The following is a 16,590-nucleotide window of genomic DNA, read 5'->3' as shown; positions in this document are numbered from 1 at the left end:
TGAAATAATGCCAATAAAAGAATGAATGCTGGCTCTATTGTAACCTATGGCTTAATTTCATGCGAATAGCTGTTTGAGTAATGAAATAGCAAAAGTTTGATGTAAGTAATACTTTATTTAGCTTTAATTAATAATAAATCGTCATTGCAAATGATAATTATATTCATTATCATGTTGCGCATTCTTAATTGTGTCCTTTTTTATTATGCGTCTTTCTGCTGTTTTTATTGCACTTGCTGCTGGTTTTTCGGGCGTTGCCCATGCTCAAACTAAAGTTTCTACTGATCAAAATGATTCTAAAGAGATCGAAAAAATAGAAGTTGTTGGCCGTGCGTTTTCTTTATATCGACCAACTGAGTCAAGTTTTGCTACTCGTACTAATACACCGTTAGAAAAAATACCTCAGTCAATTCAAATTTTGCCGCAGGAGCTGATTAACGATCAGGCTGCTCGCCAAATTACCGATCTTTATAGCAATATTGCTGGTGTTAATGCCTTTAGTTATTCCGGCGTGACATTTCGTGGTTTTCGCCAAGATGAGATTTTATATGATGGCGTAAAGGGCGACCCTTTCAATGGTTTTGCTGTGCCGCAGTTATTTAATATCGAACAAGTTGCGGTTTTAAAAGGCCCTGCTGGCGCCATTTATGGTAGCGGTAATCCGGGCGGTATTATTAACTATGTAACTAAGAAGCCTAAATTCACCAGTGAGCACAGTATTGAAGTTGAAGTGGGTAATGATGATTTCTTCAGTGGTGCATTAGAAAGCACTGGAACGCTGAGTGAATCACTTGATAACCATGCTTATCGTGTTGGTATCTACCGTGATACTGAAAAACCATTCCGTGCAAATACTAGCAGCGATAATACCATTGTTGATCTTGGATATACGTGGCTTATAAATAGTGCAACTGAATTAACCACGCAGTATACCTATATAGAGCAGGAGTTGGGTGGGGCACGTTTACGTGGTGTCCCTGCTGATGATAATGGCAATTTTCTAACTGACATTAGCTGGAACCATAACGAGGCAACAGACTTTCAAAATGTTGAAGCGCATGTTTATCAGGCAACTTTAAAACACGATTTTAATGATGTTTGGCGTACAGATGTCACGGCACGCTATTTTGATAACAAAGAAGTGCAAAACTACCATGAGCCAAGAGGTTTAGTAGATACTAACGGTGATGGAATTGTTGATTGGAGTCATCGCGAGTTTCGTGATCAAGTACGTGAGAACAACGGCTTTAGTTTAACTGCCAATGCGATTGCGGAGTTTGCATTTGCCGACATGCAGCATCAAGTACTGTTTGGTAGTGACTGGTATGAACATGATTTTGAAAGTGTTTACCGTACAGCTACGCAGCAAAGTAAAGGTGGTCCAGTTCCTGGTCTTGATCTTAACGATCCTGAATATGGTTTAACCTCTGCCGATGATTATGATCTTGATAGTATTACACCAAGGCTTGGGAAAACGAATAGCACCCGCTTTGGCGCGTACTTGCAAGATCAGCTCGATATCACCGCTAATTGGAGCGTCACAGCTGGCTTAAGATATGACCGTTTTGAAGATAAAGATCTGTTAAATCAAACCGAGTTTTCTGATAGCGATTTAACTTACCGTATTGGTACCAGCTATAACATTAACAATATGTTCTTCCCTTATGCACTGCATGGCACTGGGTTTGTGCCGCAAAGTGCCAGTGATCAAGAAACTGCGAAGGGTGGCCCTTTCTCGCCAGAGACTAGCCGTATTAATGAGTTAGGTTTAAGAACCAAATTATTAGATGACACGCTTGCTGTTAATATGGCTATGTACGATATTGTCCGCGAAAATATTCTTCAACCTAGCTTATTAGGTGATGTTGCGGGTGATGGTGTTGATGACTTAGTTGCCGTTGGTGAAGTACAAAGTAAAGGTTTTGAACTCGAAGTAGTGGGTGACATCACTGAGCGTTGGGTGGTTACTGCAAGCTATGCCTATAATGATACCCGTATTACTAAAGCAAACGACAGCATTCGTAACCAAATTCCTGATAGCGATAAATTTGCCAACGCGCCGCAAAATACCCTAGGTATCTGGACACGCTATGAGTTACCTAGCTTATTGTCATCTATTTCTGCGGGTTTAGATTATGTTGATGAACAGCTTAGTTTAGGTGGCCAACGCGTTAAACCTTATACGATTTACAATATGGCATGGCAAACAACAGTTGATAACTGGCAATGGCAGTTATCAGTTAAAAACCTGTTTGATAAAGAATACGCAAGCAGTGGCTTTATTGAGCGAACAGGGCACTTTCCTGGTGAACCACGCCGTGTCTATTTAAGTGCTAAATACAGCTTTTAATGGTGGCGTGTGAACGCTAAAAGTTGGTTTAATTTACATTCCTGGGCAGGACTCTTTGTTGGAGTCCTGCTTTTTGTTACCTGCGTATCGGGGACACTCGCTACGTTAAGTCATGAACTCGAATACTTAACAGACGCTAAGTATCGTGCTTTATCTTCTTCAGCCTCGACTAACTATCAGGCTATCGAAAACACCCTAAATAAGCATTATCCACAGGGTCAATTACTTTATATCCAACGTCATAAACAAGATTACCTTGCCACTGAAGCGGCTCTTAAAGTCGGTGATTCATTTCGTTTTGTTTATTTAGATGCTGCAACGGGCCGCTTACTTGGTGAAGGAGAGTGGGCGCGGATATCGCGGTTTTTACGTAATTGGCATATGAATTTGTCGATGGGCTGGACGGGTAAATTAATCGTCACCAGTTTGAGTATGTTACTCGTTATTTTATTGGTTTCGAGTTTTTATGTGTATCGGCGCTGGTGGCAAGGTTTTATGAAAAAGCCTGCTGCGCTTAGTCTTGATAAACGCAGTAGATGGGCTGATTGGCACAAACTGTTAGGGCTTTGGAGTTTATGGTTTATCGCAGTGATGGCCATTACAGGTGTTTGGTATCTGGTAGAGCATGGGCTGCAAACAGCTAAAGTGTCGCATACTGTTTCTGCGCCACAAGCGGTAAGTGAGTTTAAAAAACAAAGCCCTCGTAAAGATATATCGCCAATTAGCTTAACTGCAGCTTATGAAGCCGCTCAACAGGCGTTTCCGAGCCTTGATATTCGCTATATTCGTTATCCAAATAAAGCGGATCAGCCTATTGAAGTGCGTGGTTATAACGATGATATTTTACTGCGTCTGCGTGCTAACCGTGTTTATTTAAAACCAAGCTCGGGTGAGTTACTAGGTATACAAATAGGCGAACAATTACCTATTGTAGCCCGAATTTCAGATACCGCTGATCCGCTGCACTTTGGTAACTTTGCAGGAGTTGGTACTAAACTTATTTGGGGGTTGTTTGGTGCGTTGATGAGCTTTATAAGTGCTGCTGGCATTTATATGAGTTGGCTTAGGGTTAAGCGTAAAACAACAGCTGTAAAGTGGCTTGGAGTATCTGGGGGGATTGCAATCGGTTTGGTGGTTGCTTCGCTACTAACAACAAGTTTGAGCTTTATTGAGCGTAGTGTGCCTAATCAGGTTTATTCTCCTATCCTCGGTTAAATTATTTCAGGTATTAAAAAAGGCGCTAATTAGCGCCTTTTTTGTTAGGTTAAGAGTTAGCCTCTTACCTTAATACCTTTTTTCTCCATACCGCGGTAGATGATTAGCATCTGTGCGATTGAGATAAGGTTCGATACTAACCAGTAAAGTACTAGGCCAGATGGGAACCATAAGAAGAAAATTGAGAATACTACTGGCATAAAGGTCATCATTTTTTGCTGCATAGGATCAGTAACTGTCATAGGTTGCAGCTTTTGAGTGATGAACATACTTAAACCAAATAAAACCGGTAATACGTAGTATGGGTCCATTGCTGATAAGTCATTTAACCATAAAATGAATTCAGCATGACGTAGCTCAGTTGATTCTAAGAATACGTAGAATAATGCTAAGAAGATTGGCATTTGTAGTAACAGTGGGAAACAGCCACCCATAGGGTTCACTTTTTCTTTGCGGTACATTTCCATCATCGCTTGACCGAATTTTTGACGGTCATCACCATACTTCTCTTTTAGTGCAGCCATTTTAGGCTGTAAGGCACGCATCTTCGCCATTGACGTGTATTGTGCTTTAGTAAGCGGGTACATTGCTGTTTTAACGATAACCGTGATTGCAATGATAGCTAGACCCCAGTTACCTAGGATGCTGTGTAACCACTTAAGTAGTACGAATAATGGTTGTGAGATAAACCACAACCAACCATAGTCTACAGTTAGGTCTAAGTCTGGGTGAATCGCTTCTAGTACATCAGACTCTTTCGGGCCCATGTAGTAAGTAGAAGTAAGTGTCGCTTGCGTACCTGCTTGTACGTTAACTGCTTCACCCTTAGTACCAATAATTGCCGCATTACCAGCTACTAACTTGCTGTAAAGGGTATTTTGTTGATCTTGCTTAGGTACCCATGCACTTACAAAGTAGTGTTGAATAAATGCAATGTAGCCACCAGCTGTGGTGATGTTAAGGTTTTTATCAGCCATATCTGAGAAGCTATACTTTTCGTATGGCTCTTCTTCAGTACCGTATGCTGCACCTAAGTAGTTTTGATCTACTAAGCTACCTTTTTCTTGTACTGTGCGTTTTACTTGCGTGTATAACTGAACTTGAATTGGATCAGCTGTTACGTTGTTTACTGTGTACTCTAAACCTACAGCGTAGTTGCCTTTTTTGAAGATATAGGTTTTAGTAAACGTCACACCTTTGCTGTCGGTAAACTCAAGTGGTACACGCAGTTCATCACCATTTAAAGTAAATGCTTTTTGTGTGGCTTTATAAACCGGACGGCCCTCAACAGTCGCATCTGGGCCATTTAAACCAATTAAGCCACTTTGTGAGAAGTATTGTTTACCGTCAAACACACCAAGTAGCATGTAAGGAGTATCACTGCCTTTTGTCTCTTCGTACTGAAGTAGGTCTGCTTCAATAATGTCACCACCACGGGTGTCAATTTTAACAGTGAATACATCAGTTGTTACATCGATAACTGAGCGCTTTGCTGTAGTAGCAGTTGGTACTTCACCGTCAGATGATGCTGGAATAAAGTCATCAGATTCTGGTGTAGTTGCGCCTAGTGTTTGTGTTGTGGCACTTGGATCAGCTTTTGGTGCATTGTAGTCGTTATTCCATTCTTGGAATAATAAAAACGACACAAGCATCAAGCCGATTAATAAAAACGTGCGTTGCGATTCCATAACAGCTCTTATTTCTCGTGTTGGTGGTTAATATGATTTTTTGCCGGTACGGGATCATCCCCACCAGCATGTAAAGGATGGCATTTTAATATGCGTTTAACAGCTAACCAACTGCCTTTTACACTTCCGTGCAAATTAATTGCTTGAATTGCGTAACTAGAGCAAGTTGGATTAAAACGACAATGCGGGCCTAATAACGGGCTTATCCATTTTTGATAGCCTCGAATTAACATGACTAAACAGCGCTTTGGAATAGCAACAAGTGGTTTAAGTAACCTCATGATGTGTCAGCCCCTGCGTTAATTTAGTCAATGGATACCATGAATTTAAATTCCTAGCGAAGAATTTTAAATGCATGATTAAAAGGTGAGCTAAAGATACCTTAATTAAGCCTGTAATTCTATTGCTATCAAGCTTGATTATTAGAATTAGCTGATTTCTTGGGGCGTTTTTTGAATGGTGGTGGTTTTGGCGCACCTGGCTTGCAGCGCTCATTTATTTTTCGCCACAATTTATTCAGTTGTTTTGTCAGCTCTTCGTTTGACTGTTCATCTATACCACTTTTAACCATAAGCACAATATCAATGTTATCGAGTTTATGTTGATTTAAACGGAAACTTTCGCGAGCAAGTCGTTTAATTCGATTACGTTGACAGGCTTTTTTAACGCGTTTTTTGGCGACCGTAAGACCTAATCGAGGATTAGTTTGGTCATTGCGTTTAGCTAATAGGGTAAAGAAAGGAGTCGCAGCGCGTGCTGGTTCATTAAAGATTCGAGAGTAATGCGAGGGAGTTAACAGACGTAACTCCCTGCTGAAGCTAAAGTCTTCCACTTATATATTAAGCAGAAAGAACTTTACGGCCTTTAGCACGACGACGAGCTAATACTTTACGGCCATTTGCTGTTGCCATACGAGCACGGAAACCGTGTGTACGTTTGCGTTTTAAAACGCTAGGTTGAAAAGTTCTTTTCATAACAATTCCATCCGATCGGTTAAGGTTAAAACATCCTATGCAGGTCGCGATCCTGGCACAGGTGCCATTGCGAGCGCGAGATATTATAGATGAAGACAACAAAAGTCAATCACTAAAACGCTGCAGAGGCCGTAATTATAAAGGATCTTATTTTGTGATCATATAGGATCATCATAAATAAGAAGTTTTCCACAGCCTCTGTATAAAAAGTGAATAAAAGCTTGGGAAAAGCGAATTCGATCGTAGAATTTGATCGCGATCTGCCCCTTAATTTGCTATGATCACTATTCGGAGTTAAAAAATATTTTACATAATAATCAATAGTTTAGTATTTTCTTTGTGCGAGATCATATTTTAAATAAAAATCAATCTTGTACTTGTGGATAAAGTACCTTCATAATAGTCGGTCTTGGCCAGAAATATTGGTCAAATATTAGCAATAAATGTTTGATTTTCCATCATTAAAGATGAACGGGAATAATAATTAAATCTCTGGGAGTTTAATAGTGTATCTGTCGGTTTGGCAAAGTTGTTTATATGTATTGCAAGATGAATTGCCTTCACAGCAGTTCAGTATGTGGGTAAGACCACTTCAAGCAGAAAGTACCGAAGATACGTTGACTATATATGCACCTAACCGTTTTGTTTTAGATTGGGTGAGAGAAAAGTACTTAAACCGTATTAATGAACTACTCGTTGAAATTTGTGGTGATGAAGCGCCTGAACTTCGTTTTGATGTAGGTAGTAAACCAATTTTAAATGCCCAAGCGGCATCCGCACCGGCTGCAACAGAAGCAAGCGCATCTGTTCCACAACAAGCTGCTGAAAAGCAACAGCCAAAACCTGAAAAAGCAGCGGTCGAACCTGCACCAAAATCAGGCTATAAATCAAACATTAAAGAAAATTATACCTTTGATAGCTTTGTTGAAGGTAAATCAAATCAATTAGCAAAAGCCGCAGCGACTCAAGTTGCAGATAACCCAGGTTCTGCATTTAACCCTGTATTTATATACGGTGGTACTGGCTTAGGTAAAACTCACTTATTACATGCTGTTGGCAACGGTATTATGGCTAATAAGCCAGACGCGAAAATTGTTTATATGCACTCAGAGCGATTTGTGCAAGACATGGTTAAAGCGCTACAAAATAATGCCATAGAAGAATTTAAACGTTATTACCGAAGTGTTGATGCATTGATGATCGATGACATTCAATTTTTCGCTAATAAAGAACGCTCACAAGAAGAGTTCTTTCATACCTTCAATGCTTTACTTGAAGGAAATCAACAAATTATCTTAACTTCAGACCGCTATCCTAAAGAGATAGAAGGGGTTGAAGATCGCCTTAAATCACGTTTTGGTTGGGGCTTAACAATTGCTATTGAGCCGCCAGAACTTGAAACGCGGGTTGCTATTTTGATGAAAAAAGCGCAGCAAAGTAAAATCAATTTACCTCACGAAGTTGCCTTTTTTATCGCGAAAAAATTACGCTCAAATGTGCGTGAATTAGAAGGGGCGTTAAACCGCGTTATTGCTAATGCAAACTTTACTGGTCGTCCGATTTCAATCGACTTTGTAAAAGAAGCGCTACGTGACTTACTTGCGCTGCAAGATAAACTGGTAACGATAGATAATATTCAACGCACTGTTGCGGAGTATTACCGTATTCGTGTATCAGATTTACTATCTAAACGTCGTAGCCGTTCAATAGCAAGACCACGTCAAGTGGCCATGGCATTATCAAAAGAACTTACAAATCACAGTTTACCTGAGATTGGCGACGCCTTTGGTGGTCGTGATCACACAACTGTATTACACGCTTGTCGTAAAGTTAAATCACTCCGTGACGAAAGCCACGAAGTGAAAGAAGATTATCAAAACTTAATAAGAACCTTGTCATCTTAAGGCCGACTTTATTATGCAAATAACAATATCAAGAGAGCAATTTTTAAAACCTTTAGTTCAAGTGTCTGGTGCGATTGAGCGTAAGCACACCTTACCGATTTTATCGAACGTACTGTTAGTTGTAGAAAACGGGCAACTTTCGATGACGGGTACCGATCTTGAAATTGAGTTAGTGGCGAGTGTGTTTGTTGGTGAAGACACATCTGATACAAAATTAACCTTGCCGGCAAAAAAGTTACTCGATATTTGTAAAAGTTTACCTGATGGCTCAGACCTTACTTTAAGTAGCCAAGATCACCAATTGCTACTAACCAGTGGTAAAAGCCGCTTTTCTTTAACAACTCTTGCCGCAGAAGACTTTCCTAATCTTGAGCAGTGGGATGGTGAAGTTGAGTTTCAACTAACGCGTTTAGAATTACGTAAGCTTCTTGAAAGCACACATTTTTCTATGGCGAATCAAGACGTACGTTATTACTTAAATGGTATGTCATTTGAAGTTGATAACACTGACATAAAAACGGTTGCTACAGATGGCCACCGTTTAGCGATTGCACAAAAGCAATTACCGCAATCTTTGAATACACAACGTCAGCTAATTATTCCACGAAAGGGTGTGCAAGAAATTATGCGCCTAATGGTAGCTGATGATGAGTTAGTAACCATTCAATTTGGTGCTAACCATATTCGTATTATTGATACAGAGTTCACATTTACCAGTAAACTTGTTGATGGTCGTTTTCCTGACTATCGTCGTGTATTGCCGCGTGGTGGTGACAAAGTGATTACTGCTAATCGTGAGTGGTTACGCAGTGCTTTCCAACGTGTGTCTATTTTATCAAATGAAAAATTTCGTGGTGTACGTTTAAATCTGTCTGAAGGTTTATTAAAGATTACGGCAAACAACCCTGAGCAAGAACAAGCTGAGGAAGTAGTTGAAGTAATGTATCAAGGCGGTGAGCTAGAAATTGGTTTTAACGTTTCATATGTTCTTGATGTTTTAAATACCTTAAAAACAGAAGATGTTACTTTTACACTTGCTGATTCAAATAGTAGTGCATTAATAGAAGGTGCTGGTGACGAAGAAGCAATGTATGTTGTTATGCCGATGCGTTTATAGACTTTATGAGTTTAAGTCATTTAAGCCTCAATAATTTTCGGAATATTGAGGCGCTGACACTCGAGCCAGTAAATGGGATTAATATTATTTACGGCGAGAATGGCAGCGGAAAAACCAGTCTCCTTGAGGCTATTTATTTCCTTTCTCACGGTAAATCATTTCGTACCGCCAAGCACAAAAATATCATTCAGCATCAACAAGACAAGTTTGTGATCCACGGTCGTAAAGCATTACATGATTTGTCTATTCCCATTGGTATAAGCAAAAACCAAGCGGGTGAAACATCTTTAAAAATTCAAGGTAAAACGAGCCGTAAAATATCTGAATTGGCTCAACTAATGCCTGTTCAAGTTATTACGCCAGAAAGTTATTCTTTGTTTTTTGGTGGCCCAAAAGAGCGTAGAAAATTTCTCGATTTGGGATTGTTCCACGTGGAACATGACTTCTTTTATTTGTGGCAATCTTTTAACAAAGTACTAAAGCAACGCAATGCATTACTAAAGAGTAAGCCACGAGATTATTTTCAACAGATCAAGTTTTGGGATAAAGAATTTGTTAGACTAGCTGAACAAATAAATAATCTAAGAATCGCGTATATAAGTAGGTTTAAGCAGCAATTTTTTGATAAAATGTGTGCAGAATTAACGCTAGTAAGCGATTTACAAATTAACTTCAATGCGGGTTGGAAAGAGAGTGAAATGCTCTCAGAAGCTCTTGAGCAAAGCTTTGAGCGTGATGCCAAGCAAGGTTTCACAAGTAAAGGCCCGCATAAAGCTGATTTTAGTTTTAGCGTTTCTGGTAATAGCGTAGAAAATACATTTTCGCGCGGTCAATTGAAGCTATTGCTTTATGCGTTAAAAGTGACGCAAAATAGCTTAATTGAGTCAGAAACTAATAAGCAATCTATATTGCTAATAGATGACTTACCTTCAGAGTTAGGTGAAGATACAAAAGAAAAAGTGGGTCAACTTTTGACACACTGCGATTCACAACTTTTTATCTCATCGATTTTATCTGAAAGTATTTCTGCTGTGGTGGAACCCATGCAACGAGAACTAAAAATGTTCCACGTGAAACATGGCAACCTAATAACAAGATAAGTGGGATTAACCATGTCTGAGAATTACGATTCGTCGAGTATTAAAGTACTAAAAGGATTAGACGCAGTAAGAAAGCGTCCAGGAATGTATATAGGGGACACCGATGACGGTACAGGCTTACACCATATGGTGTTTGAGGTTGTTGATAACTCTATCGATGAAGCCTTAGCTGGTCATTGTGATGATATTTTTGTAACGATTCACTTAGACGGTTCTGTCTCTGTAAGAGATAACGGTCGTGGTATTCCTACGTCAATTCATGAAGAAGAAGGTGTATCAGCTGCCGAAGTTATTATGACGGTACTTCACGCTGGTGGTAAGTTTGATGATAACTCATATAAAGTATCTGGTGGCTTACACGGTGTAGGTGTATCAGTAGTAAATGCACTTTCTGAAAAACTACAACTAACTATTCGTCGTGAAGGAAAAATTCACCAACAAACTTACACTATGGGTGTGCCAGATGCACCATTAGCTGTGATTGGTGAAGCAAATGACACAGGTACTGAGTTACGTTTTTGGCCTAGCGGTGAAACGTTTACTGACCTAAATTTCCACTACGACATTTTAGCTAAGCGCTTACGTGAGCTTTCTTTCTTAAACTCAGGTGTAAGTATCATTCTTACTGATGAGCGTGAAGAAACTAAAACAGATCACTTTAAATACGAAGGTGGTATTCAAGCGTTCGTAGAATATCTAAACCGTAATAAAACACCTGTACATAAAAGTGTTTTCCACTTTACCCATGAGCGTGAAGAAGACGGTATTAGTGTAGAAGTTTCAATGCAGTGGAACGATGGTTTCCAAGAAAGCATTTACTGTTTCACAAACAACATTCCACAACGTGATGGTGGTACGCACTTAGCTGGCTTTAGAGCGGCATTAACGCGTACGCTAAATAACTACATGGAAAAAGAAGGCTTTAACAAAAAAGCGAAAACAACCAGCAACGCAACGGGTGATGATGCTCGTGAAGGCTTAACTGCCGTTGTAAGTGTTAAAGTTCCTGATCCTAAGTTCTCATCACAAACCAAAGATAAACTAGTATCAAGTGAAGTTAAGTCTGCTGTAGAACAAGCGATGGCAGAAAAACTAACAGAGTTCTTATTAGAAAACCCTGTTGATGCTAAAACGGTTGTAGGTAAAATCATTGATGCAGCACGTGCTCGTGAAGCAGCGCGTAAAGCACGTGAAATGACACGCCGTAAAGGTGCAATGGATTTAGCGGGTTTACCAGGTAAACTGGCGGACTGCCAAGAAAAAGATCCAGCTTTATCAGAACTATACATAGTGGAGGGTGACTCTGCAGGTGGTTCAGCTAAGCAGGGTCGTAACCGTAAAAACCAAGCTATCTTGCCACTAAAAGGTAAGATTCTTAACGTTGAAAAAGCACGCTTTGATAAGATGCTTTCTTCTCAAGAAGTAGCAACATTAATCACAGCGCTAGGTTGTGGTATTGGTCGTGATGAATATGACCCAGAAAAACTTCGTTATCATCGTATCATTATCATGACCGATGCGGACGTGGATGGTTCTCACATTCGTACATTATTGCTAACTTTCTTCTATCGTCAAATGCCAGAGATTGTAGAAAAAGGCTTTATCTATATTGCGCAACCACCACTTTATAAAGTGAAAAAAGGTAAGCAAGAACGCTACATTAAAGATGATCCAGCACTTGTTGATTACTTAACGTCATTAGCTCTGAATAATGCTGCTCTTTATACAAGCGAAGGTGCATCTGCACTTGAAGGCGAAGATTTAGAAAGAATCGTTCACGATTATCAAAATACAGTTAAAGTTATTGAGCGCTTAAAACGTAAATATCCAAATTCGGTTATGGAACGTTTAATCTATCAAAGCGAAATTACCGAAGCTGATTTAGCTGATGAAGCAAAAGTTAAAGAGTGGACTAAAACCCTTGTTGACGACTTAATTGCACGTGATGAAGAAGCAACTATCTTCCACGCCGGCACTGAGCACGATACTGAGCGCAACATGTATTATCCTGTTGTGAATATTCGTCAGCATGGTGTGGATAAAGCTCATGTACTAAACCATGACTTCATTACATCGCGTGACTATAAACGCATTGCAGCAACGGGCGTAAACATTGCTAACATACTTGAAGAAGGTGCTTACATACAACGTGGTGAAAAAACATTAGCTGTTGATAACTTTGTGGATGCATTAGAGTGGTTAATCAATGAATCGAAGCGTGGCCTTTATATCCAACGCTATAAAGGATTGGGTGAAATGAACCCTGATCAGCTTTGGGAAACAACTATGGATCCAGCTGCACGACGCATGTTGAAAGTAACAATCGAAGATGCTGTTGCCGCTGACCAATTGTTTGCGACACTAATGGGTGACCAAGTTGAGCCTCGTCGTGATTTCATCGAAACGAACGCGCTACGTGTAGTTAACCTAGACGTATAAGCAAATAATGATAATCATAAGAAGGAGCCTCATGGCTCCTTTTTTTATTACTGAAAAAGCACAAACTGCTTAAAACCTTACTGCACACAAGGTATACTGAGAGCAATTTTCAGACTAAACGCACCAGATACTATAAGCCAAATATGCAAAAATATGACGTTAAAACCTTTCAAGGTTTGATCCTGGCTTTACAGGACTATTGGGCACAGCAAGGCTGTGTGATTGCTCAACCACTGGATATGGAAGTGGGAGCAGGGACATTTCATCCGTTAACGTTCTTAAAGTCGATTGGCCCAGAGCCAATGTCGAGCGCGTATGTTCAACCATGCCGCCGTCCAACTGATGGTCGTTATGGTGAAAACCCGAACCGATTACAACACTACTACCAATTTCAAGTAGTATTAAAACCATCACCAGAGAACATCCAGGAGCTTTATTTAGGCTCTTTAGCTGCTGTAGGTATTGATACGCTAACTGACGAAGTTCGCTTTGTAGAAGACAACTGGGAATCACCTACATTAGGTGCTTGGGGTCTAGGTTGGGAAATCTGGCTAAACGGTATGGAAGTAACTCAATTCACTTATTTCCAACAAGTAGGTGGCTTAGAGTGCTCACCGGTTACGGGTGAAATCACATATGGTCTAGAGCGTTTAGCAATGTATATACAGGGCGTAGATAGCATCTATGATCTAGTATGGGCAGACGGCCCTATGGGACGTGTAACATACGGTGATGTGTTCCATCAAAACGAAGTAGAGCAGTCAGCTTATAACTTCGAACAAGCGGATGTTGAGTTCTTATTTGCACAGTTTGATCACTGTGAGAAAGAAAGTGAAAAGCTAATCGAAGCAGGCTTACCATTACCAGCTTATGAGCAAGTAATGAAAGCATCACATGCGTTTAACTTATTAGACGCTCGTCACGCTATCTCAGTAACAGAACGTCAACGTTATATCTTACGTGTTCGTGCTTTATCTAAAGCGTGTGCACAAAGTTACTATGATGCCCGTGAAGCACTTGGTTTCCCGCTTTGTAAGGATTAAGAATTAGCATGTCAGCAGAAAATTTATTAGTAGAAATTGGCACTGAAGAGTTGCCACCGAAAGCACTTCGTAAACTTGCTGAGTCATTTGCTGAGAACTTAACAGCAGAACTTGCAAGCTTAGAATTAGCACATCAAGGTGTTAACTGGTACGCATCTCCACGTCGTTTAGGTTTACGTGTAACAGCACTTGAAGCAAAGCAAAGTGACAAAGTAGTTGAAAAGCGTGGTCCTGCAGTAGCTGCCGCTTTTGATGCCGATGGAAACCCAACTAAAGCAGCAATGGGTTGGGCACGTGGTTGTGGTATCGATGTAAGCGATGCAGAAACGATTGAAACAGATAAAGGTGCTTGGTTATTACATAAAGCACAGGTTGAAGGTCAAGCAACAACTTCGCTTATGAGCGATGCTGTAAACAAGGCACTTGCTAAATTACCTATCCCTAAACCAATGCGTTGGGGTGCGAGTAAAACGCAATTCATTCGTCCTGTACACACAGCAACCATTTTATTTGGTAGCACGCTAATCGAAGGTGAGATCCTTGGTAAGCAAGTTGGTAACCAATTACAAGGGCACCGTTTCCATCATCCAGAAAAAGTAACAATCAACCACGCTGATGATGTGTTTGATGTTCTGAAATCTGCTTACGTTGTTGCTGACTTCGAAGCGCGTAAAGAGCAAATTCGTGAGCAGATTGAAGCAGCCGCAGCTGCTGTAAATGCAAAAGTAGCGATGGATGAAGACTTACTTGAAGAAGTAACATCGTTAGTTGAATGGCCTGTAACACTAACAGCAACATTCGAAGAAGCATTCTTAGACGTTCCTTCTGAAGCGCTTATTTATACTATGAAGGACGATCAAAAGTACTTCCCGTTATTAGACCAAGATGGCAACTTACTAAACAAGTTCCTATTTGTTTCTAATATCGAAAGTAAAGATCCAAGCGTAGTAATTGCGGGTAACGAAAAAGTTGTTCGTCCTCGTTTAGCCGATGCACAGTTCTTTTACGAAACAGATAAGAAGAAAACGCTAGAAAGCCGTTTAGAGTCGCTAGATACTGTTTTATTCCAAAAGCAACTTGGTACGCTGAAAGATAAATCTGAGCGTATTAGTGAGCTTGCAGGTTACATTGCTGAGCAATTAGGTGCCGATGCCGAGCTTGCTAAGCGTGCAGGCCTGTTAAGTAAAACAGACTTAATGACCGAAATGGTCATGGAATTTACCGACGTACAAGGTGTAATGGGTATGCATTACGCGCGTCACGACGGTGAAGCTGAAGAAGTTGCACTCGCGCAAAATGAACAATATATGCCTCGCTTCGCGGGTGATAACTTACCAACAAATGTGATCAGCTGTGCTGTCGCTATTGCTGATAAGTTTGATACGCTGGTGGGTATTTTCGGTATTGGTCAAGCGCCAAAAGGTGACAAAGACCCATTTGCACTTCGCCGTGCAGCAATTGGTGCATTACGCATCATGGTTGAAAAATCATTACCGCTAGATATCTTAGACCTTGTTGCTAAGTCACAAACGCTATTCGGTGAAAAGCTAACTAACCTAAACGTATCAACAGATGTGTTTGAGTTTATGCTAGGTCGTTTCCGCGCATGGTATCAAGATGAAGGTATCGAAGTTGATGTGATCCAAGCTGTACTAGCACGTCGTCCAACTAAACCAGTTGATTTTGATCGTCGTGTTAAAGCGGTAAGTCACTTCCGTACGTTAGACGCAGCAGAAGCGCTTGCAGCAGCAAATAAACGTGTAAGCAATATCTTGGCTAAAAATGACATCACAACACAAGGTGATGTAAATGAGAGCCTATTAAGCGATGACGCAGAAAAAGTATTAGCGTCACTCGTTGCTAAGTTTGCAACTGAGCTTGCGCCTTTATATGCCAATGGCGATTACCAAGAAGCATTGTCACAACTTGCGGGTATCCGTGAGAGTGTTGATAACTTCTTCGATAACGTCATGGTAATGGCCGATGACGAAGCGGTTAAACAAAACCGTTTAGCATTATTAAGCCAACTAAGCCGTCTGTTTTTAGATATTGCTGATATTTCTGTACTTCAGAAGTAAGCAGTAGCCAATTAATAAAAGCCAGCTCAGTGCTGGCTTTTTTGTAGCATAAGGAACAGTAATGAAACGTATAATTACTTTAGCATTAGCAGGCTTATTAACTGCCTGTTCTAGCCAAATGCAAATGCCAAGCATTGACGATATTCTGCCAAGCAAAGACCTCGACCGTACTATGTATTTACGTGGTGACTTTACTCTATGGGATGCTGAGCCTCAGTATCAATTAGAGCAAGTTGCACCGGGTATATTCCAAACCGAAGTAAAATTTTCAACACCTGGTAAGGTGTATGAATTCAAAGTAGCGGATGCTGACTTTAGTGAAGGCTACAACTGTGGTTACAGTGATATGGACCCAGCAGGGCAATCATTGGTTCTAGGCCAAGCTGCTAATGCTGACTGTAATACCATCTATAATTATTTCAGCTTTAAACCCGCTGCAAAAGGTGTGTATGTAGTGAGCTTTGATTACCGCAATAGTAATCAACCAAAAGTGACAGTAACGAAGAAATAGCTATAAGCTTTCAGCTGTCAGTTTTAAGCCGATCGGATCGAGTGAGCGTTTAATATTGATAAATGCTCACTTTTAATTTTAATTGATTAACTCGAAACTCGAAACTCGAAACTCGAAACTCGAAACTCGAAACTCGAAACTCGAAACTCGAAACTCGAAACTCGAACCTCG

The 16,590-nt window shown here is 40.3% G+C and carries 13 protein-coding genes; 9 read left to right on the top strand and 4 right to left on the bottom strand.

Going from position 1 to position 16,590, the window contains the following annotated elements; translation table 11 throughout:
- Positions 1-205: 205 nt before the first annotated feature.
- Together L1264_RS17340 and L1264_RS17335 are read left to right on the top strand one after the other, a co-directional pair.
- On the top strand, positions 206-2,350 hold the full coding sequence (locus L1264_RS17340; protein ID WP_199526840.1) for a TonB-dependent siderophore receptor: 2,145 nt from the start codon (positions 206-208) through the stop codon (positions 2,348-2,350).
- A 9-nt stretch (positions 2,351-2,359) separates the two neighbouring features.
- A complete protein-coding gene (locus tag L1264_RS17335; protein ID WP_235404298.1) occupies positions 2,360-3,565 on the top strand; it encodes a PepSY-associated TM helix domain-containing protein in 1,206 nt (401 codons plus the stop codon).
- 56 nt (positions 3,566-3,621) lie between these two features.
- Here the strand turns inward: L1264_RS17335 and yidC are convergent, their stop codons facing one another.
- The 4 genes from yidC to rpmH all read right to left on the bottom strand — a co-directional run bounded on the left by yidC (position 3,622) and on the right by rpmH (position 6,227).
- The gene (yidC, locus tag L1264_RS17330) at positions 3,622-5,253 is read right to left on the bottom strand and encodes a membrane protein insertase YidC (RefSeq protein ID WP_199526838.1); all 1,632 of its coding nucleotides are present in this window, start codon (positions 5,251-5,253) and stop codon (positions 3,622-3,624) included.
- A gap of 8 nt (positions 5,254-5,261) precedes the next feature.
- Entirely contained in the window at positions 5,262-5,534 is a 273-nt protein-coding gene (gene yidD, locus L1264_RS17325; protein WP_054563758.1) for a membrane protein insertion efficiency factor YidD, read from the bottom strand.
- A gap of 128 nt (positions 5,535-5,662) precedes the next feature.
- The gene (gene rnpA / locus L1264_RS17320) at positions 5,663-6,085 is read right to left on the bottom strand and encodes a ribonuclease P protein component (protein ID WP_138557625.1); all 423 of its coding nucleotides are present in this window, start codon (positions 6,083-6,085) and stop codon (positions 5,663-5,665) included.
- A gap of 7 nt (positions 6,086-6,092) precedes the next feature.
- Entirely contained in the window at positions 6,093-6,227 is a 135-nt protein-coding gene (rpmH, locus tag L1264_RS17315; RefSeq protein ID WP_008488847.1) for a 50S ribosomal protein L34, read from the bottom strand.
- Positions 6,228-6,733: 506 nt separating this feature from the next.
- Here rpmH and dnaA point away from each other — a divergent pair.
- From dnaA to L1264_RS17280, 7 genes are all read left to right on the top strand, one after another.
- Positions 6,734-8,131, top strand: a complete 1,398-nt coding sequence (gene dnaA / locus L1264_RS17310; protein ID WP_235404297.1) for a chromosomal replication initiator protein DnaA — start codon at positions 6,734-6,736, stop codon at positions 8,129-8,131.
- Between the two features lie 13 nt (positions 8,132-8,144).
- A complete protein-coding gene (gene dnaN / locus L1264_RS17305; protein ID WP_199526836.1) occupies positions 8,145-9,248 on the top strand; it encodes a DNA polymerase III subunit beta in 1,104 nt (367 codons plus the stop codon).
- Between the two features lie 5 nt (positions 9,249-9,253).
- Entirely contained in the window at positions 9,254-10,348 is a 1,095-nt protein-coding gene (gene recF, locus L1264_RS17300) for a DNA replication/repair protein RecF (RefSeq protein WP_199526835.1), read from the top strand.
- A gap of 12 nt (positions 10,349-10,360) precedes the next feature.
- Complete coding sequence (gene gyrB / locus L1264_RS17295; protein ID WP_235404295.1) at positions 10,361-12,787, top strand: DNA topoisomerase (ATP-hydrolyzing) subunit B; 2,427 nt, start codon at positions 10,361-10,363, stop codon at positions 12,785-12,787.
- Positions 12,788-12,930: 143 nt separating this feature from the next.
- Complete coding sequence (gene glyQ / locus L1264_RS17290; RefSeq protein WP_054554789.1) at positions 12,931-13,830, top strand: glycine--tRNA ligase subunit alpha; 900 nt, start codon at positions 12,931-12,933, stop codon at positions 13,828-13,830.
- A gap of 8 nt (positions 13,831-13,838) precedes the next feature.
- Positions 13,839-15,908: a glycine--tRNA ligase subunit beta gene (glyS, locus tag L1264_RS17285; protein ID WP_199526833.1), complete on the top strand. Its 2,070-nt coding sequence runs from the start codon at positions 13,839-13,841 to the stop codon at positions 15,906-15,908.
- Positions 15,909-15,969: 61 nt separating this feature from the next.
- A complete protein-coding gene (locus L1264_RS17280; RefSeq protein WP_199526832.1) occupies positions 15,970-16,419 on the top strand; it encodes a hypothetical protein in 450 nt (149 codons plus the stop codon).
- Positions 16,420-16,590: the final 171 nt, after the last annotated feature.

Source organism: Pseudoalteromonas sp. APAL1 (assembly GCF_021532475.1).
Lineage (GTDB): Bacteria > Pseudomonadota > Gammaproteobacteria > Enterobacterales > Alteromonadaceae > Pseudoalteromonas > Pseudoalteromonas lipolytica_C.
This window is presented reverse-complemented; position numbering and strand designations above follow the sequence as displayed.